Source organism: Bradyrhizobium sp. WSM2254 (genome assembly GCF_000472645.1).
Taxonomy (GTDB): Bacteria; Pseudomonadota; Alphaproteobacteria; order Rhizobiales; family Xanthobacteraceae; genus Bradyrhizobium; species Bradyrhizobium niftali.
This window is the reverse complement of record NZ_AXAB01000013.1, coordinates 107,528-124,399: the sequence shown is the minus strand read 5'-3', so window position 1 is coordinate 124,399 and position 16,872 is coordinate 107,528. Positions and strand designations below refer to the sequence as shown.

At 64.9% G+C, this 16,872-nt stretch carries 18 protein-coding genes; 15 read left to right on the top strand and 3 right to left on the bottom strand.

All coding sequences use genetic code 11. The features are described 5' to 3' along the window. Positions 1-35: 35 nt before the first annotated feature. Complete coding sequence (locus A3M7_RS0110135; protein ID WP_027543821.1) at positions 36-386, bottom strand: hypothetical protein; 351 nt, start codon at positions 384-386, stop codon at positions 36-38. A 90-nt stretch (positions 387-476) separates the two neighbouring features. Here A3M7_RS0110135 and A3M7_RS0110130 point away from each other — a divergent pair, with 90 nt between their 5' ends. Both A3M7_RS0110130 and A3M7_RS0110125 read left to right on the top strand, forming a co-directional pair. Continuing rightward, entirely contained in the window at positions 477-1,010 is a 534-nt protein-coding gene (locus A3M7_RS0110130) for a TetR/AcrR family transcriptional regulator (protein WP_027543820.1), read from the top strand. A gap of 97 nt (positions 1,011-1,107) precedes the next feature. After that, positions 1,108-1,305 (top strand): Trm112 family protein, encoded by a 198-nt coding sequence (locus A3M7_RS0110125; RefSeq protein ID WP_027543819.1) that lies wholly within the window; start codon positions 1,108-1,110, stop codon positions 1,303-1,305. Between the two features lie 233 nt (positions 1,306-1,538). Here the strand turns inward: A3M7_RS0110125 and A3M7_RS0110120 are convergent, their stop codons facing one another. Continuing rightward, on the bottom strand, positions 1,539-2,759 hold the full coding sequence (locus A3M7_RS0110120; RefSeq protein WP_027543818.1) for a ubiquinone biosynthesis hydroxylase: 1,221 nt from the start codon (positions 2,757-2,759) through the stop codon (positions 1,539-1,541). Positions 2,760-2,963: 204 nt separating this feature from the next. Here A3M7_RS0110120 and tesB point away from each other — a divergent pair, with 204 nt between their 5' ends. Then, on the top strand, positions 2,964-3,824 hold the full coding sequence (gene tesB, locus A3M7_RS0110115; protein ID WP_027543817.1) for an acyl-CoA thioesterase II: 861 nt from the start codon (positions 2,964-2,966) through the stop codon (positions 3,822-3,824). A gap of 3 nt (positions 3,825-3,827) precedes the next feature. Here tesB and A3M7_RS0110110 read toward each other — a convergent pair whose 3' ends face one another. Then, positions 3,828-4,691, bottom strand: a complete 864-nt coding sequence (locus A3M7_RS0110110) for a DUF4339 domain-containing protein (RefSeq protein WP_027543816.1) — start codon at positions 4,689-4,691, stop codon at positions 3,828-3,830. Positions 4,692-4,929: 238 nt separating this feature from the next. Between A3M7_RS0110110 and A3M7_RS0110105 the strand changes: the two genes are divergently transcribed. From A3M7_RS0110105 to xth, 12 genes are all read left to right on the top strand, one after another. Then, the gene (locus A3M7_RS0110105) at positions 4,930-5,268 is read left to right on the top strand and encodes a P-II family nitrogen regulator (RefSeq protein WP_008142802.1); all 339 of its coding nucleotides are present in this window, start codon (positions 4,930-4,932) and stop codon (positions 5,266-5,268) included. 75 nt (positions 5,269-5,343) lie between these two features. Continuing rightward, positions 5,344-6,645, top strand: a complete 1,302-nt coding sequence (locus A3M7_RS0110100) for an ammonium transporter (protein ID WP_027543815.1) — start codon at positions 5,344-5,346, stop codon at positions 6,643-6,645. A gap of 85 nt (positions 6,646-6,730) precedes the next feature. Continuing rightward, positions 6,731-7,045 (top strand): helix-turn-helix transcriptional regulator, encoded by a 315-nt coding sequence (locus tag A3M7_RS0110095; RefSeq protein WP_027543814.1) that lies wholly within the window; start codon positions 6,731-6,733, stop codon positions 7,043-7,045. A gap of 28 nt (positions 7,046-7,073) precedes the next feature. Further along, the gene (locus A3M7_RS0110090) at positions 7,074-7,427 is read left to right on the top strand and encodes an SRPBCC domain-containing protein (protein WP_027543813.1); all 354 of its coding nucleotides are present in this window, start codon (positions 7,074-7,076) and stop codon (positions 7,425-7,427) included. Between the two features lie 40 nt (positions 7,428-7,467). Then, positions 7,468-8,070, top strand: a complete 603-nt coding sequence (locus A3M7_RS0110085; RefSeq protein ID WP_027543812.1) for an ATP-dependent Clp protease proteolytic subunit — start codon at positions 7,468-7,470, stop codon at positions 8,068-8,070. Between the two features lie 447 nt (positions 8,071-8,517). Further along, positions 8,518-8,856 carry a P-II family nitrogen regulator gene (locus A3M7_RS0110080; protein ID WP_008142813.1) on the top strand — a complete coding sequence of 113 codons (339 nt, stop codon included), beginning with the start codon at positions 8,518-8,520 and terminating at the stop codon, positions 8,854-8,856. 37 nt (positions 8,857-8,893) lie between these two features. Further along, a complete protein-coding gene (locus tag A3M7_RS0110075; RefSeq protein WP_027543811.1) occupies positions 8,894-10,342 on the top strand; it encodes an ammonium transporter in 1,449 nt (482 codons plus the stop codon). 208 nt (positions 10,343-10,550) lie between these two features. Next, positions 10,551-10,955, top strand: coding sequence for a GFA family protein (locus A3M7_RS0110065; RefSeq protein ID WP_027543809.1), 405 nt, complete (start codon positions 10,551-10,553; stop codon positions 10,953-10,955). Positions 10,956-11,217: 262 nt separating this feature from the next. After that, a complete protein-coding gene (locus tag A3M7_RS0110060; protein WP_027543808.1) occupies positions 11,218-12,432 on the top strand; it encodes an aminotransferase class I/II-fold pyridoxal phosphate-dependent enzyme in 1,215 nt (404 codons plus the stop codon). A 9-nt stretch (positions 12,433-12,441) separates the two neighbouring features. After that, entirely contained in the window at positions 12,442-14,910 is a 2,469-nt protein-coding gene (locus A3M7_RS0110055; RefSeq protein WP_027543807.1) for a DNA translocase FtsK, read from the top strand. Positions 14,911-15,061: 151 nt separating this feature from the next. Next, positions 15,062-15,817, top strand: a complete 756-nt coding sequence (locus A3M7_RS0110050) for an outer membrane lipoprotein carrier protein LolA (RefSeq protein WP_027543806.1) — start codon at positions 15,062-15,064, stop codon at positions 15,815-15,817. Between the two features lie 125 nt (positions 15,818-15,942). Next, positions 15,943-16,758 (top strand): exodeoxyribonuclease III, encoded by an 816-nt coding sequence (gene xth, locus A3M7_RS0110045; RefSeq protein ID WP_027543805.1) that lies wholly within the window; start codon positions 15,943-15,945, stop codon positions 16,756-16,758. Positions 16,759-16,872: the final 114 nt, after the last annotated feature.

Genomic DNA, 16,872 nt, shown 5'->3' with positions numbered 1-16,872 from the left:
GTTCGCCGTGGCGAGAAGGCGATCATTCGCGGGGCTCAATAGCCGGCAACGGCCATGGCAACGACCGCGCTGAGCGCCATCCAGCCGAAATGCCGGCCGCGCGTGGCCCATGCGTTGGCGCAGGCGGAGAAACCGAACACGCAGGCCATGGTGATGACGATCCAGTGGCGCGCCGGCGCCGAATCCATCCAGGGCGCCGCGATCAGGAGCACGCCACCGCCGATCCAGGCGACGGTCGATGCCTGCCAGACCAGGCGGATCAGGGTGCGCAGCCGTTCCGGCTCGATGCTCGCGCGAGGAAAGACCTTGGTCTCGCCGAGGATGCCATGGATGAAGGCGACGACGATGGTCAGGACGCCGGCGCACTGAAGCAAGAGATCACGCATCGATATCTCCATACATAACTGTACGGAGACATAGGGACTGGCCTGCCGACTGTCAATACAGTACTGTATGGTCCGATTCCGGAACCCGACATGACCGAACAGCTCTCCGCCGACGACTGGACCCGCCAGGGCCTGAAGGCCCTCGCGAAAAGCGGTTTCACCGCGCTGAAGGCCGATCCGCTCGCGAAGGCTATCGGCGTCTCGCGCGGCAGCTTCTATTGGCATTTCGCCGATCTCGGCGCGTTCCATGCCGCCGTGTTGAAGCGCTGGCGCGAGATCGCGGCCGAGCAGATCATCGCCGATGTCGAAGCCGCCAGCGACGAGCCGCTGAAGGCGCTGCTGCGCAGGTCCTTCGGCGCGCGGCTCGATCTCGAACGGGCGGTCCGCAACTGGGCGGCATTCGATGCCGCCGCGCAAGCCGCGGTGCGCGCGATCGACCGCCGCAGGATCGACTATATCGAGCAGCTCCTCGACAAGCGCGGGCTCGACCCGGCGACGGCGCAGGCTCGCGCGCAGATCCTTTATTGGACGTTTCTCGGCTTCGCCCTGTCGGGCCCACCGGTGCCGGCGGCACGGCTCCCGGGCCTGCTCGACGAGCTGCTGCGGATGATCTCCGCCGATTGACGCTAACCGGTACCCACTTCGCTCGAAAACGTTCTGGCCGGCGCGATGGGCGGACGCGAATTTCTGTGCTAGAGGCAGCCAATCGCCGGAGACCCCAATGAACGCAACCACCGAACGCCCCGAAACCAGCGTCGATCCCAAATTGCTGGAGATCCTGGTCTGCCCGCTGACCAAGGGCCCGCTCGAATTCGATTCCGCAAAGCAGGAGCTGATCTCGCGCAGCGCCAAGCTCGCTTATCCGATCCGCGACGGCATCCCGATCATGCTGCCGGAAGAGGCGCGCAAGATCGATTGATCAGGGATGGCGTCGCGTGAAATTGCGCGACGGCCGCACCACCAACTCGGTGTCGTCCTGGCGAAGGCCAGGACCCATAACCCCAGGGAGGGGTTGTAGCGCGAGACGCGTAACCACGAGTCTTCGCAAAACTATTGCTGCGGAGTATGGGTCCCGGATCTGCGCGCGCTTTTAGGCGCGCTTGTCCGGGACGACGGAGGGAGTGAGGCGCGAGCGCTCTCTAAACGTACGCCTTACAACGCCTCGCCCTTCAACAACCTTGGCACCTCGCCGGTCAGCCCCGCGGCCTGGCGGATGAAGAGATTCTTCAGCGGCGGAGCGCGGTCGACGAGGCCGAGGCCGATGTCGCGCACGGTGCGCAGCAGCGTCGACTGGTTGGAGAACAGGAAATTCAGCGAGTTTGTGGCAAGGCCCATCGCCATGGTGTCGAAACGGCGCCAGCGCTGGTAGCGCTCGAGCACGTCGGCCGCGCCGAGATCCATGCCGAGCCGCGCCGCATCGACCACGACCTCGGCCAGCGCCGCGACATCCTTCAGCCCCATGTTGAGGCCCTGGCCCGCGATCGGGTGGATGACATGGGCGGCATCGCCGACCAGCGCGAGGCGCTCGGCGATGAAGGAGCGCGCCACGAAATAGGACAGCGGAAACGCGCGCGGCTTGTCGAGCGCCTTCACCTCACCGAGATGCAGGCCGAAGCGCTGCTCGAGCTCGCCGTGAAATTCCTCGTCGCTGAGCGCAATGATGCGCGCAGCCTCGGCCCGGCGCTCGGTCCACACCAGCGAGGAGCGCTTTCCGGATAGCGGCAGGATCGCGAAGGGACCTGCGGGCAAGAAGTGCTCTTCAGCGCGGCCTTCGTGATCGCGCTCATGGCCGACGGTGACGACGATGCCGGACTGGTCATACTCCCAGCCATGGGTGGCGATGCCGGCGCGCTCGCGCAGCTTCGACCTCGCACCATCGGCGGCGACCAGCAGGCTGGCCGCAATCACGCTGCCGTCGCCCAGTGTCACGTCGATGCCGTCGGAACGCGCGTCGTAGGAGGCAACCGTGGTGGCGCGCAGATCGATGCCCTCGGCCTCGGCACGCACCACCAGCGCGTCGATCAGGCGGCGGTTCTCGACCATGTGCGCAAAGGGCTCGCCCGGCGCGACGTCGCCGGCGAAGTTCAGGAACACCGGTCGCGTGGCGTCTTCGAGCTTGGAATCGGTGACGACCATGTCGAGGATCGGCTGCGCCTCGCCCCTGACGTCGTCCCAGGCGCCGATCGCCTCGAACAGGCGGCGGCAGGCGGCCACGATCGCGGTCGCACGCGGATCGCGGCTCGGACGCGTGCTGAGGGCCGGGTCGGCGACGATGACGGGAATCTCCGGCCCGAGCCCCTGACGCACCGCGAGCGCCAGCGCCAGGCCCGCAAACGCGCCGCCGCCAATGACAATGCTACCCTGTACCGACATACCCGAATTCCCGGCTAACTCTTGGTCTTGCTAGCAGACTTGAGCTGGGCGAAACAGTGCGGTGAAACAAGGGCGGAACGGCCCAATTCCGTCATTCCGGGGCGGGCGGAAGCGCGAGCCCGGAATCCAGAGGTTATCGCTCGGGATTCCGGGTTCGTCGCTGGCGCGATGCCACGGAATGACGAGGCATTTGAAAGCACGACCATGTCCAAGAGCCTGATCGACCTCATTTCGATCCTCGACCTCGAACAGCTCGAGGTGAACCTGTTCCGCGGCAACAGTCCGAAGACGAGCTGGCAGCGGGTGTTCGGCGGTCAGGTGATCGGGCAGGCGATGGTTGCGGCCTGCCGTACCGTCGAAGGGCGCCTGCCGCATTCGCTGCACTGCTATTTCATCCTGCCGGGCGATCCGCAGATCCCGATCATCTACCAGGTCGAGCGCCTGCGCGACGGCAAGAGCTACTCGACCCGCCGCGTCACCGCGATCCAGCACGGCAACGCGATCTTCTCGATCATGGTGTCGTTCCATGCCGAGGAGGAGAGCGCGTTCGATCACCAGGACAAGATGCCGGATGTGCCGCCGCCGGAAAAGCTGACGGCGGAGGAGGTGGCGAAGCAGCCGCTGTTCAAGGAGATGCCGGAGTTCATTCGCCGCTACTACGAATCCGACCGTCCGATCGAGCTGCGCCCCGTCGAGCTCGGCCGCTATTTCGGCCAGAAGATCGAGGACGGCCGCATCCATGTCTGGATCAAGACCGCGGCGAAGCTGCCCGATGATCCGGCGCTGCACATGTGCGCGCTGGCCTACGCATCGGACTTTTCGCTGCTCGATGCGATCATGGCGCGCTACGGCCGCACGCTGTTCGACAAGCGCATGATGCCGGCGAGCCTTGACCACGCGATGTGGTTTCACCGCCCGTTCCGCGCCGACGAATGGCTGCTCTACGCCCAGGATTCGCCGAACGCGCGCGGCGGCCGCGGGTTGACCCGCGGCTCGATCTTCAAGCCCGACGGCACGCTCGTCGCCTCCGTCGCGCAGGAAGGCTCCGTGCGCGAGCGGAGATAGCGCTCAATAGGCGCGAGCTGCCGCGCCGCGGTCGACCAGCGCGAATTGCGACACGAACCAGCGGCCGTACCAGCGCAGCATCCACGGAATCGGGATGAGGAGGCTGCACGCCAGCGAGAACACCACCGATCGCCACAGGATCTGCCAGCCGCTGCCGTTGAATACGACCTCGCGCCGCGTGCCCTCGATGTTCCGGCAATTCCAGCGCATCCAGAACGCGATCACCCAGGCCCAGCCGATGATGGTGATGGTCGAGATCATCATCAGCAGGTACCAGCCGACATAGCCGATCGCGCTGCCCTGGAAGGAGAGCGGCAGGCGCTCGCCGTTCGAGGTGAGGTTGGCGACGATCCAGCGCAGGATCACCCAGGCGAGAAACGCATTGGCGATCACTGCAAGGAGCGGCGCGAACGATATGCCGGTCGCGCCGGCGTAAGTCAGGAGCGCGTTGGCCATCAAGGCCCACCAGATGTCCATCGGCTGGCCGGCAAAGCCGAAATTCGGGCGGCCCGGAACCTGGATGTGCGACGTGATGTATTTGTAGAACCAGACGGTGACCCAGGGTGCGGGGATCACCAGCAGGATGCCGATCACGAACACGATGCTGCGGCCGAGAAGGCCGAACGCGCTGAAATCAGCCGTCAGCGATCCCCCGGCAGCACCGCCATAGCCACCGCCGCCCATCATCGGCGGTGCGCCGCCGCCGGCCAGGCCGGGGATCTCGGCGGCCTTCTGCCAGCCGGCCATGCCCTCGGTCCACACCAGCGTGTCCGGGCGCACGACGCCCTGGGCGATCAGATCGCGGAATTGCCCGTCCGGAAAGGGCCCCTGCTGCTTGCCCTCGGATGCGTAGAACCAGCTCGCCATGAAGCGTCCCCCTTAAACATACTTATGTACCGGCTGGGACGCTTCGGTTCACCGCATCCATGCCAAAAATGCATTGTGAAGGATGAACGGCTGCCCTGTACAGAGGCGGCCGTTCACAACGCCAAACGTTTTTCCGCTTCAATCTGCAACTTTTTTATGCCATTTGCCCGGAAAGATGCCAGATTGACGCTGCGCCGGGGACATACGGCGCGGCGCATCCCGGGGAATAGGCCTGACCATGAAACTCGTCGTCGCGATCATCAAACCCTTCAAGCTCGATGAGGTCCGCCAGGCCCTGACGGCGATCGGCGTCCACGGCATGACCGTGACCGAGGTCAAGGGTTATGGCCGCCAGAAGGGCCACACCGAGATCTATCGCGGCGCGGAATATGTCGTGAACTTCCTGCCGAAGCTGCGCATCGAGATCGCGGTCGCCTCCGATGTCGCCGACAAGGCGGTCGCCGTGATCACCGCGACCGCGCGCACCGGGCAGATCGGCGACGGCAAGATCTTCGTCACGCCGATCGACCACGCGCTGCGCATCCGCACCGGCGAAACCGACAGCGACGCGCTCTAAAAAAGACTTCTTCTTCGATCGCACCGGGCAACGACGCCACAGCGTGCGACGTCATCACTGTGCTGGGGGAACGACATGGCGGGATTGTTGCGCCGCGCGGCCGCTATGGCCGCGCCGATCGGGTTTGCGTCGGTCATCGCGTCGCCGGCGCACGCTGCAGGCTCCGAGATCAACACCGCCGATACCGCCTGGATGATCGTCGCCACCGCGCTGGTGCTGATGATGACGATCCCCGGCCTTGCGCTGTTCTATTCCGGCATGGTGCGCAAGAAGAACGTGCTGGCGACGATGGCGCAGAGCCTTTCCGCGGTGACGCTGATCTCGATTCTCTGGGTCGCGTTCGGCTATTCGCTCTGCTTCGTCGGCGACGGCCCATGGATTGGCACGCTCGATCGCTGGTTCCTGGCGGGCATGACGCTCGATAGCGTCAACCCGGCGGCGAAGACGATCCCGGAATCGCTGTTCATGCTGTACCAGATGACGTTTGCGATCATCACGGTGGCGCTGGTCGCGGGCTCGGTTGCCGACCGGATGCGGTTCTCCGCCTATCTGCTGTTCTCCGTCGCCTGGTTCATCTTCGTCTACATTCCACTCGCGCATTGGGTCTGGGGCGGCGGCTTCCTCGCCAGCATGGGCGTGCTGGATTTCGCCGGCGGCCTCGTCGTGCATCTGTCGGCCGGCACCGGCGGCCTCGTCGCCGCGAAGGTGATGGGACGCCGTCACGGCTACGGCACCGAGAATCTCTCGCCGTTCGACCTCTCGCTCGCGGTGATGGGCACCGGCCTGTTGTGGGTCGGCTGGTTCGGCTTCAACGGCGGCTCGGCGCTCGCGGCCAATTCGCGCGCGGTGATGGCGATCATCGCGACGCATCTGGCTGCCTGCGCCGGCGCGCTGACCTGGGGCGCGATCGAATGGTCGACGCGGCGCAAGCCCTCGGTGCTCGGCATGATCTCCGGCGCGGTGGCAGGCCTCGGCACCATCACGCCGGCCTCGGGCTTCGTCGCGCCGTGGCATGGCATCGTCATCGGCGTGATCGCCGGCGTCGTCTGCTACTGGGCCTGCACCTGGCTGAAGCACCGCTTCGACTATGACGATTCGCTCGACGTGTTCGGCGTCCACGGCATCGGCGGGCTGACCGGCACCCTGCTCGCCGGCGTGTTCGCAACCAGCGCCATCGGCGGCACCGCCGGCCTGATCGAGGGCCATCCGCAGCAACTTCTGATCCAGCTTTATGGGGTCGCCGTCACCTTCGTCTGGTCGGCGGGGGTGAGCTTCATCCTGCTCAAGCTGGTCGGCCTGTTCGTGCCATTGCGCGTATCCCGTGAGCACGAGCTCGAGGGACTGGATATTTCGCAGCACGGCGAGGCGTTGCAGTAGGCCGCGGGCAGCCGGTTCGCAGCACGGAGCCACCTGGGCTCACTCGGGCCTTGCGCAACACATAAGCGTGTGCTTATGTGTCGTCATGATCGAAGCCGACATCTTCAAGGCGCTGGCCGACCCGACGCGCCGAAAGGTCTTTGAGAGGCTCGCTGGCGGAAGCCTGAATGCGAGCGCCTTGCGCGACGGGCTGGAGATCAGCCAACCGGCGATGTCGCAGCATCTTTCGGTGCTGCGCGCGGCAGGCTTGGTGCGTGAACAGCGGCAGGGCCGCTTTGTGAACTACGAAGTCGACCCGGACGGAATCGTCGCCATCGGGTCTTGGCTTGCGCGCTACCGCGCCTACTGGCCGCAGCGCATGGAAGCACTCGCCGATCTCCTCAAGGACATGGATCAATAAGGACCTGGACCAATAAGGACTTGGACCGATGAGCGACGCCGCGAAGCCTGATCGTCCCGACGAAGCCCTGGTGCTTGAATATGATTTCGATGCGCCGCCAGCAAAGGTCTGGCGCGCCGTGACCATTCCGGCCTTGCGCGAGCGCTGGTTGCCGGATTGCGACCTTGCGGGCGCCGAGCCGGAATCGACGATCGCAGGCGAAGAGGTGCGCTACCGGCTTCGCGATTCGGAGCCGCCATTTCGCGAGAGCCACGTCATCTTCCGGATCGAGCCGAATGAGGATGGCGGCACCCGCTTCCGCATCATCCAGCAAGCCTGCGACGACCTCACGAAACTGCCGCAGCCGGCCAACACCAATTGCTGCCTGATGATGGCGGCCTAACAGCAAAAGACTTCATCACCTGCAAACATGGAGGTCGCCAATGCGCGACATGCTTCAGCTCGTCCCTATGGTGGTCGAACAATCCACCCGCGGCGAGCGATCCTTCGACATCTATTCGCGGCTCTTGCGCGAGCGCATCATCTTCCTCAACGGCGAGGTCAATGATGCGATGTCCGGACTGGTCTGCGCGCAACTCCTGTTCCTGGAGGCGGAGAACCCGAACAAGCCGATCAATCTCTACATCAATTCCTATGGCGGCGTGATCACCAGTGGACTGGCGATGTACGACACCATGCAGTTCATCAGGGCGCCGGTCCATACGCTATGCATGGGCACCGCACGCTCCATGGGTTCGTTCCTGCTGATGGCCGGCGAACCCGGTCACCGCGCCGCCCTGCCCAATGCCAGCCTTCACGTGCATCAGCCACTCGGCGGCTTTCAAGGCCAGGCGTCTGACATCCTGATCCATGCCACCGAAATGCAGGACACCAAGCGGCGCATCATCCGGCTCTATGCGCAACATTGCAGGCGTCCCGTGGAGGAGGTGGAACGGACCCTGGATCGCGACCACTTCATGACCGCACAGCAGGGGGTCGAGTGGGGATTGATCGACAGGGTTTTCGCGGAGCGCGACGTCGCCTGATGGTCCGACGCGGCCCTCAGCCGGATACCCCGTCCGGCAAGCTTCGCCTGCGCATGCTGGTCGGTCTGTTGCGCGTATCCCGTGGGCACGAGCTCGAGGGACGGGATATTTCGCAGCACGACGACGCCCTTCAGTGAGCTTCCCCTGTAACAAAATACCTTTCGGCTGCCCGACACATGAGCAACATTGTGTCGGCAGCCTGTCGTGCATTTATTTTGAGCAGACGTGACCAGCTTTTGAGCGCGACGTAATAGCGCACTGCACTGCAGCACGCGTCAAACGCGAAAACCCCCGCTTTCATAGTCCGTTAGGCAACATGCCCGTTCTGGCACGGCATTTGATTCTAGGGGTCCGGCTGTGCCCGCGTAGTGAAACTTCTCCCTCGTGGCGAACCAGTCGAGAAACGCCCGGCCACGTCCGGACCGGGCCCAAGCGGGGATAGGACCCATGAAAATTGTTATGGCGATTATCAAGCCATTCAAGCTGGAAGAAGTCCGTGACGCCCTGACCGCCATCGGCGTTCACGGTCTCACGGTGACGGAAGTCAAGGGATATGGCCGGCAGAAGGGCCATACGGAAATCTATCGCGGCGCTGAATATGCCGTGAGTTTCCTGCCCAAGATCAAGATCGAGGTCGCTGTCGCCTCCGACCAGGTCGACAAGACCATCGACGCCATCACGTCCGCTGCGAAAACCGGACAGATCGGCGACGGCAAGATCTTCGTCATCAACCTCGACCATGCGGTTCGTATCCGCACCGGCGAGGCCGATGCCGCGGCCCTCTGATTTCGCGCTCAACCTTATCCAATCAGGAGTAAATAATATGACGTTTAAGCGTCCCTATGGCGCGGGATTGGCGGCTCTCGCAGTCGGCCTGTTCGCTGCGACCGCAGCCTATGCCGAGCCAACGGTCAACAAGGGAGACAACGCCTGGATGCTGACATCGACAGTCCTCGTGCTGTTGATGACGATCCCGGGTCTTGCGCTGTTCTACGGCGGTCTCGTCCGTTCCAAGAACATGCTCTCGGTCTTGATGCAGGTCTTCTACACCGTCTGCGTCGTCACCGTGATCTGGGCCGTGTACGGCTACAGCCTCGCCTTCACCGGCGGTTCCGACTTCATCGGCGGCTTCTCCAAGGCCTTCATGATGGGCATCACCACCGACTCGAAGGCCGCGACCTTCTCGGTCGACGCCAACATCTCGGAGCTCGTCTATGTCTGCTTCCAGATGACCTTCGCGGCGATCACGCCCGCCCTCATCGTCGGTGCCTTTGCTGAACGCATGAAGTTCTCGGCGATCGCTCTCTTCATCCCGCTCTGGGTCACCCTGATCTACTTCCCGATCGCGCACATGGTCTGGTACTGGCCCGGCCCGGACATGATCCAGGACGCTGCCAAGGCTCTGGCTGCGGCGACTGATGCGGCGGCGAAGACCGCGGCGCAGGCCAAGCTCGACGAGATCAACGCCGACGCCGGCTGGATCTTCAAGAAGGGCGCGATCGACTTCGCGGGCGGCACCGTGGTGCACATCAACGCCGGCATCGCAGGTCTCGTCGGCGCTCTCTTGATCGGCAAGCGCACCGGCTACGGCAAGGAGCTGATGGCTCCGCACTCGCTGACCATGTCGATGATCGGCGCCTCGCTGCTCTGGGTCGGCTGGTTCGGCTTCAACGCCGGCTCCAACCTCGAAGCCAACGGCGGCGCTGCCCTCGCCATGACCAACTCCTTCGTCGCCACCGCGGCCGCCGCGCTGTCGTGGATGTTCGCGGAGTGGATCGTGAAGGGTCACCCGTCGGTGCTCGGCGTCATCTCCGGCGCTGTCGCGGGCCTCGTGGCCGTCACGCCTGCCGCCGGCTTCGCCGGTGTGATGGGTGCGATCGTCCTCGGTCTCGTGGTCGGCGTGGTCTGCCTGTTCTTCTGCACCGTCGTGAAGAACGCGATCGGCTACGATGACTCCCTCGACGTGTTCGGCGTGCACTGCATCGGCGGCATCGTCGGTGCTCTCGGTACCGGCATCCTGGTGAACCCCGCTCTCGGCGGCGCCGGCATCATCGACTACACGGCGATCCCGCCGAAGGTTGCCGATTACGACTTCGCGGCGCAGATGGTGTCCCAGCTCTGGGGCGTCTGCACCACGCTGGTGTGGTCGGGCGTCGGTTCGGCGATCCTTTACAAGGTCGTCGATGTGATCGTTGGCCTCCGCGCCAATGTCGAGACCGAGCGTGAAGGCCTCGACATCACCGAGCACACCGAGCGCGCCTACAACATGTAACTCTCCTCCCGGGGCGCGGTCTCCTCGGAGGCCGCGTCCACAACTACGGTTTGGGGCACATACCCGGCAATGCCCCGACCGTTGAGGGGCTCCAGCGCAAGTTGGAGCCCCTTTCTTTTTGCCTGATCCCGGCGAAGAAAAAGATTGCCATTCCGGACAACCGGCGCAGAAATATCGACCACAACGAACAACAAACAGGGAGGTCGTCATGCGTTTGGAAGGTGGATGCTATTGCGGCGAGGTGCGCTATGTAGCCGAAGGCGACCCGATGATGCAGGCGCAGTGTCATTGCCGCGAGTGCCAGTACATCTCGGGCGGCGCGCCCAACACCTTCATCGCGATGCCGGTGGCCGGCTTCAGCTACGTCATCGGGCAGCCCAAGCAATTCACCCGCAAGGACCTCGAGCGCGCCGTGACGCGCGAGTTCTGCGCCGAATGCGGCACCCATCTTGTGACCAAGGTTCCGGGCCTTCCCGCCGCGATCCTGAAGGTCGGCACGCTGGACGAGCCGGAGCAGTTCCATCCGCAGATGGCGATCTACACCTGCGACAAGCAGGAATTCCACGCGATCCCCGCCGGCATGGCGACGTTCGAGAAGCTGCCGGGACACTGAACGCCTATACCGCGAAACTCGTCATGCCCGGGACAGGCCCGGCCATGACGTCGCCGAAATATTCACGTCGCGACAGGAGTATGATCCGCCTCGAACCGGCGCCATGCATCCCGTTGTTATCCGGCCCCAAAATTCCCGCTCTGGACGGGGGCGGCGACCGATGGTTAATCGCGTCTTAACCTCGCCCTATCTATGGTGAACTGAACCGCTTCCCGCCGGCGCCTTGGTGCGACCGGCTGTTCCAAGAGTGCTGGCGTCCAGAATGGCTATGATCGCTTCATCCCGTGCGCCCCTGGAAGCTGGAAGCTCCGACAGCGAACGCTCGCCCTTCGTCCGGCTGAACGAGCTGCTGGCACCCCATCAGCCCGGCAAGCCCTTGATTACGCTTGCAGTCGGCGAGCCCCAGCATCCCGTGCCTGATTTCGTCGGCCCGGTGCTGGCCAAGCACATCGCCGATTTCGGCCGTTACCCGATGAACCAGGGCACCGAACCGTTCCGGAAAGCGGCGAGCGCCTGGTTGTCGTCGCGCTTCAAGCTGCCGCGGCCGCTCGACCCCGCGGGCGAGATTCTCGTCCTCAATGGCAGCCGCGAGGGGCTGTTCCTCGCCGCGATCACGGCCGCGCGCTATGTCGGCCCGCGCCCCGGCAAGCCCGCCATCCTGATGCCGAACCCGTTCTATCCGGTCTACGGCGCCGGCGCCCGCGCCGCGGCCTGCGAGCCGGTCTATCTGCCGACCACCGTCGAGAACGGCTTCCTGCCTGATCTCGACGCCATCGACGAGGCGACGCTGGCGCGCACGGTCGCGTTCTACCTCGCCTCGCCCGCCAACCCGCAGGGCTCGGTCGCCACGCCCGATTATTTCAGGCGGTTGAAGCAGCTCGCCGACCGCTACGGCTTCGTCATTCTCAGCGACGAGTGCTATTCGGAGATCTACACCCGCGAGGCGCCGGGCAGCGCGCTCGAATGTGCCGGCCCCGATTTCACCCGCGTGGTTGCGTTCCAGTCGCTGTCGAAGCGCTCCAACCTGCCGGGCCTGCGCGTCGGCTTCGCCGCCGGCGACAAGAAATTCATCGGCATGTTCCTCGAGCTGCGCAACATCGCAGCGCCGCAGGTGCCGGTGGCGCTCCAGCATGTCGCAACCGTCGCCTATGGCGACGAAGCGCATGTCGAGGAGAACCGCAGGCTCTACCGGATCAAGTTCGACCTCGCCGATCAGATCATCGGCAATCGCTACGGCTATCGCCGGCCCGACGGCGGCTTCTGCGTCTGGCTCAACACGTCCGAGCTCGGCGACGACGTATCCATCACGCTCAGGCTCTTCAGGGAAGCCGGCGTGCGCGTGGTGCCCGGCAGCTATCTGGCGCGGCTCCAGCCCGACGGCTTCAATCCCGGCGCAGGCTACATCCGCCTCGCGCTGGTGCAGGATGGCGAGACCACGGCACAGGCGCTGCACCGCCTGGTCGAGACTCTGGGTTAGGCGGGGCCCGTGAGCATGTCGGCAATCGAACGTGTCATTCCACTGGTCGGCCATCTGCCGCCGTCGATCCGCGAGGCGCTGACGCGGCGCGTGCGCGAACTCGCCGGCCTCGGCCTGATCTCGCTGTCGGGGCTCGCCTCGGCCGCGCTCATGACCTGGTCGGTGCAGGATGCAAGCCTCAGCCACGCGACCTCGCGGCCGATCCGCAACATCCTCGGCTATGCCGGCGCAATCGGCGCGGACCTTGCGATGCAGATCCTCGGGCTCGGCGCGATCATGCTGGTCCTGACGGTCGCGGTCTGGGGCTGGCGCATGATGACCCATCGCCCGTTCGACCGCGAGGCGCTGCGGCTCGGCTCCTGGATTCTCTGCACCGTGATCGCCGCGGGCTTTGTCAGCTGCTGGCCGCACGGCGGCGCATGGCCGCTGCCGACCGGACTCGGCGGCGTGGTCGGCGATGCCCTGGTGCGCGCGCCCGCGGTGATTTTCGGGCCGCCCGGCACGATCTATCGCACGGTGCTCGGTGTGATCCTGTTCGCGGCGATGGCCGCGACTTTCCTGATCGCCTGCGGTCTTGGCGCGCGCGAGCATGACGACGAGCTCGCCGAGATCGAGGATGACGACAAGCCGCTCGATGAAGACGAGGAGGGCGATCGCGGTTCGGTGTCGCTGGGCTGGCTGTTCCATGCGCTGATGAGCACCAAGGCACGCCTGATCTGGCTGTGTGGTGCCGCTTACCGCTCGCTGGTCTCGAGCGGGCCGAAGACCAAGGCCGCTGCGTTCAGCCGCCAGGAGCCGAATCTCGGCGGCCGCGCCGCGCCCCCGATCTCGCCGCAGTCCGAAGACGAGGACTACGAGCACGAGGAAGAGGAAGACGAGGAGGAAGAGGAGGAGCCTGCCGCGCGCGCGCCGCGCAAGAAGGCTGCTCCGAAGGCTGCGGCCAGGAAATCCTCCGACAAGTTCGAGCTTCCGTCCGTGTCCGTGCTCGCCGCGCCCAAGGCCGGTGATCGCCAACCGCTCAGCAAGGCCGAGCTGGAAGCCAATTCGCGCGCGCTCGAAGGCGTGCTGCAGGACTTCGGCGTGCGCGGCGAGATCGTGAAGGCCAATCCGGGTCCCGTCGTCACGCTGTACGAGCTGGAGCCGGCGCCCGGCATCAAATCGTCGCGCGTGATCGGACTTGCCGACGACATCGCCCGCTCGATGAGCGCGCTGTCGGCGCGCGTCGCTGTCGTGCCCGGCCGCAATGCCATCGGCATCGAATTGCCGAACGCCCATCGCGAAAAGGTCTATCTGCGCGAGCTGCTGGTCGCCAAGGAAACCGTCGACACGGTTGCCAAGCTGCCGCTCTGCCTCGGCAAGACCATCGGCGGCGACCCGGTCATCATCGACCTCGCGCGCACCCCGCACATGCTGATCGCCGGTACCACCGGCTCGGGCAAGTCGGTCGCCATCAACACCATGATCCTCAGCCTGGTCTACCGGCTGCGTCCGGACCAGTGCCGCCTGATCATGGTCGATCCGAAGATGCTCGAACTCTCCGTCTATGACGGCATTCCCCATCTGCTCACGCCGGTCGTGACCGACCCGAAGAAGGCCGTGGTCGCGCTGAAATGGGCCGTGCGCGAGATGGAAGAGCGCTACAAGAACATGGCCAAGCTCGGCGTGCGCAACATCGACGGCTACAACACGCGCCTGCTCGAGTTGAAAGCCAAGGGCGAGGAGCCGACGCGCACGGTGCACACCGGCTTCGACAAGGAGACCGGCAAGGCGATCTACGAGGAAGAGAAGCTCTCGCTCGACCCGCTGCCCTACATCGTCATCATCGTCGACGAAATGGCCGACCTGATGATGGTCGCCGGCAAGGACATCGAAGGCGCGGTGCAGCGCCTCGCGCAGATGGCGCGCGCCGCCGGCCTGCACGTGATCCTGGCGACGCAGCGTCCGTCGGTCGACGTCATCACCGGCACCATCAAGGCGAACTTCCCGACCCGCATCGCCTTCCAGGTCACCTCCAAGATCGACAGCCGCACCATCCTGGGCGAGATGGGTGCCGAGCAGCTGCTCGGCCAGGGCGACATGCTCTACATGGCCGGCGGCGGCCGCATCAGCCGCGTGCACGGACCGTTTGCGTCGGACGACGAAGTCGAGAAGGTGGTGCGCCACCTCAAGACACAGGGCCAGCCGGAATATCTCGAGGCTGTCACGGCCGAAGAGCCGACCGAGGACGAGGACGGCGGCGCCGTGTTCGACGCCAGCGGCATGGGCGCGGATGGCGGCGGCGATCTATTCCAGCAGGCCGTTGCGATCGTCAAACGCGACCGCAAGGCCTCGACCAGCTACATCCAGCGCCGCCTGCAAATCGGCTATAACCGCGCCGCATCGCTGATGGAGCGCATGGAACTGGAAGGCATTGTCGGTCCCGCCAACCACGCCGGCAAACGCGAGATCCTGGTCGAGGAAGAAGACAGCCATATGTGAGGCGAGCCGCCTCAAAACACTATTTCACGCAAAATCGATATCTGCTTTTGCCCGAAATCACGCTAAAAGGCGCCTAGCCATACAGGACGACGCGTTGATCAGACATCCGGACATTCGATTCGCTGCCACCATCGCCGCGCGAAGCGCGCGCATGGCCGGCGTGCTTCTCGTCACCGCCGCGATGGTGACCGCGGCGTCGTCCGCGCAGAACGTGCCCGTGCCGAAGCCCGCGCCGAAGGGACGCGACAACGGTGCGGCCGCCGGCGGGCCCGCGGTCACCGGCGCGACCCAGACGCCGCCGAATCCGGTCATCCCGGATCCGCGCCGCAACGTGCCGAGCAGCATCTTCCAGACCTTCGACGCCAACCAGAAGGCGCAGGCGGCCAAGGTCAGCGCCTATCTGTCCTCGCTGTCGACGCTGGTCGGGAATTTCGTCCAGGTCGGCCCCGACGGCAGCAAGACGCAGGGCGATTTCTACATCCAGAAGCCGGGCAAGGTGCGCTTCGAATATGACGCGCCGAGCCCGATCGACATCGTCGCCGACGGATCGTCGCTGGTGGTGCGCGACCGCAAGCTCGCCACCCAGGACGTCTATCCGCTGTCGCAGACGCCGCTGCGCTTCCTGCTGTCCGATCGCATCGACCTGATGAAGGACACCAATGTCGTCAACGTCTCGGCCGACGACGTCTTCGTCAGCGTCACCATCGAGGAGAAGCAGGCGCTGGTCGGCACCAGCCGCCTCTTGCTGATGTTCGGCGCGAAGGACGGCCAGCTGAAGCAGTGGACCGTCACCGACCCGCAGGGCTACGACACCACGATCGCGATCTACAATCTCGACGCAACCAAGAAGCTCGATCCCGGCATGTTCAAGATCGACTTCACCAATTACGGCCCATCGCCGGGCTGACTGTGCGTAGGGTGGGTTACGCCAGCGGACTGCGCTTCGCGCAGCCGCGGGCTAACCCACCCTACAATTTCGGCCCTGTGGACAAGCATTTTCCCCGCGCCAATCCATGCTAAGACGCATCCCTCATGCGTTTTTCCCTGACAACCTGGAACATCAATTCGGTGCGGCTGCGCATCGATCTGGTCGCGAAATTTCTCAAGAGCGCGCGGCCGGACGTGCTGTGCCTCCAGGAAACCAAGTGCATCGACGACGCCTTTCCACTGAAGCGTTTCAAGCGGCTCGGCTATGAGCATGTCGCGCTGAACGGGCAGAAGGGCTATCACGGCGTCGCCATCGTCTCGAAGATCCCGTTCGAGTCCAAGGACATCCGCACCTTCTGCGACAAGGTGGATTCGCGCCACATTTCCGTGTCCTTCGGCGACAAGGCCAGCATCGCGAAGCCGCTGGTGCTGCATAATTTCTATGTGCCGGCCGGCGGCGACATTCCCGATCCCGCGCTGAACGAGAAGTTCGATCACAAGCTGCGCTTCCTCGACGAGATGAAGGCCTGCGAGCCGCTGCATCCGCGCGGTGAGGACCGCCACATCCTGGTCGGCGATCTCAACGTCGCCCCGCATGAGAACGACGTGTGGTCGCACAAGCAGCTTCTGAAAGTGGTCTCGCACACGCCTGTCGAAACCGAGAAGCTGAACGCGGCGCTCGCAGCCGGCGAGTGGGTCGATGTCGCGCGCGAGCGCATCCCGATGTCGGAAAAGGTCTACACGTGGTGGAGCTACCGCTCCGCCGACTGGACCGTCGGCGACCGCGGCCGCCGCCTCGACCACATCTGGGTCTCGCGCGCGCTGAAAGATGCGGTCCAGGACTTCAAGATTCTCCGCGACGCGCGGAGCTGGGAGCGGCCGTCGGACCATGTGCCTGTCACGGTGACGCTGGAGGTCTAGCGTCACGTCATTCCGGGGCGCGCGCAGCGCGAGCCCGGAATCCATAGAGCTGCAGAGTTGGTGGATGAATGGATTCCGGGTTCGCGCGTCGCGCGCCCCGGAATGACGAGCGGA

Excerpts from the sequence above, each read along its gene's own strand:
- A3M7_RS0110065 (WP_027543809.1), top strand. The coding sequence starts at position 10,551 with ATGCGTTTGGAAGGTGGATGCTATTGCGGCGAGGTGCGCTATGTAGCC.
- A3M7_RS0110080 (WP_008142813.1), top strand. The coding sequence starts at position 8,518 with ATGAAAATTGTTATGGCGATTATCAAGCCATTCAAGCTGGAAGAAGTC.
- A3M7_RS0110085 (WP_027543812.1), top strand. The coding sequence starts at position 7,468 with ATGCGCGACATGCTTCAGCTCGTCCCTATGGTGGTCGAACAATCCACC.
- A3M7_RS0110125 (WP_027543819.1), top strand. The coding sequence starts at position 1,108 with ATGAACGCAACCACCGAACGCCCCGAAACCAGCGTCGATCCCAAATTG.
- A3M7_RS0110130 (WP_027543820.1), top strand. The coding sequence starts at position 477 with ATGACCGAACAGCTCTCCGCCGACGACTGGACCCGCCAGGGCCTGAAG.
- A3M7_RS0110090 (WP_027543813.1), top strand. The coding sequence starts at position 7,074 with ATGAGCGACGCCGCGAAGCCTGATCGTCCCGACGAAGCCCTGGTGCTT.
- A3M7_RS0110135 (WP_027543821.1), bottom strand. The coding sequence starts at position 386 with ATGCGTGATCTCTTGCTTCAGTGCGCCGGCGTCCTGACCATCGTCGTC.
- A3M7_RS0110050 (WP_027543806.1), top strand. The coding sequence starts at position 15,062 with ATGGCCGGCGTGCTTCTCGTCACCGCCGCGATGGTGACCGCGGCGTCG.
- A3M7_RS0110100 (WP_027543815.1), top strand. The coding sequence starts at position 5,344 with ATGGCGGGATTGTTGCGCCGCGCGGCCGCTATGGCCGCGCCGATCGGG.
- A3M7_RS0110105 (WP_008142802.1), top strand. The coding sequence starts at position 4,930 with ATGAAACTCGTCGTCGCGATCATCAAACCCTTCAAGCTCGATGAGGTC.
- tesB (WP_027543817.1), top strand. The coding sequence starts at position 2,964 with ATGTCCAAGAGCCTGATCGACCTCATTTCGATCCTCGACCTCGAACAG.
- A3M7_RS0110075 (WP_027543811.1), top strand. The coding sequence starts at position 8,894 with ATGACGTTTAAGCGTCCCTATGGCGCGGGATTGGCGGCTCTCGCAGTC.
- A3M7_RS0110060 (WP_027543808.1), top strand. The coding sequence starts at position 11,218 with ATGGCTATGATCGCTTCATCCCGTGCGCCCCTGGAAGCTGGAAGCTCC.
- xth (WP_027543805.1), top strand. The coding sequence starts at position 15,943 with ATGCGTTTTTCCCTGACAACCTGGAACATCAATTCGGTGCGGCTGCGC.
- A3M7_RS0110095 (WP_027543814.1), top strand. The coding sequence starts at position 6,731 with ATGATCGAAGCCGACATCTTCAAGGCGCTGGCCGACCCGACGCGCCGA.
- A3M7_RS0110120 (WP_027543818.1), bottom strand. The coding sequence starts at position 2,759 with ATGTCGGTACAGGGTAGCATTGTCATTGGCGGCGGCGCGTTTGCGGGC.
- A3M7_RS0110110 (WP_027543816.1), bottom strand. The coding sequence starts at position 4,691 with ATGGCGAGCTGGTTCTACGCATCCGAGGGCAAGCAGCAGGGGCCCTTT.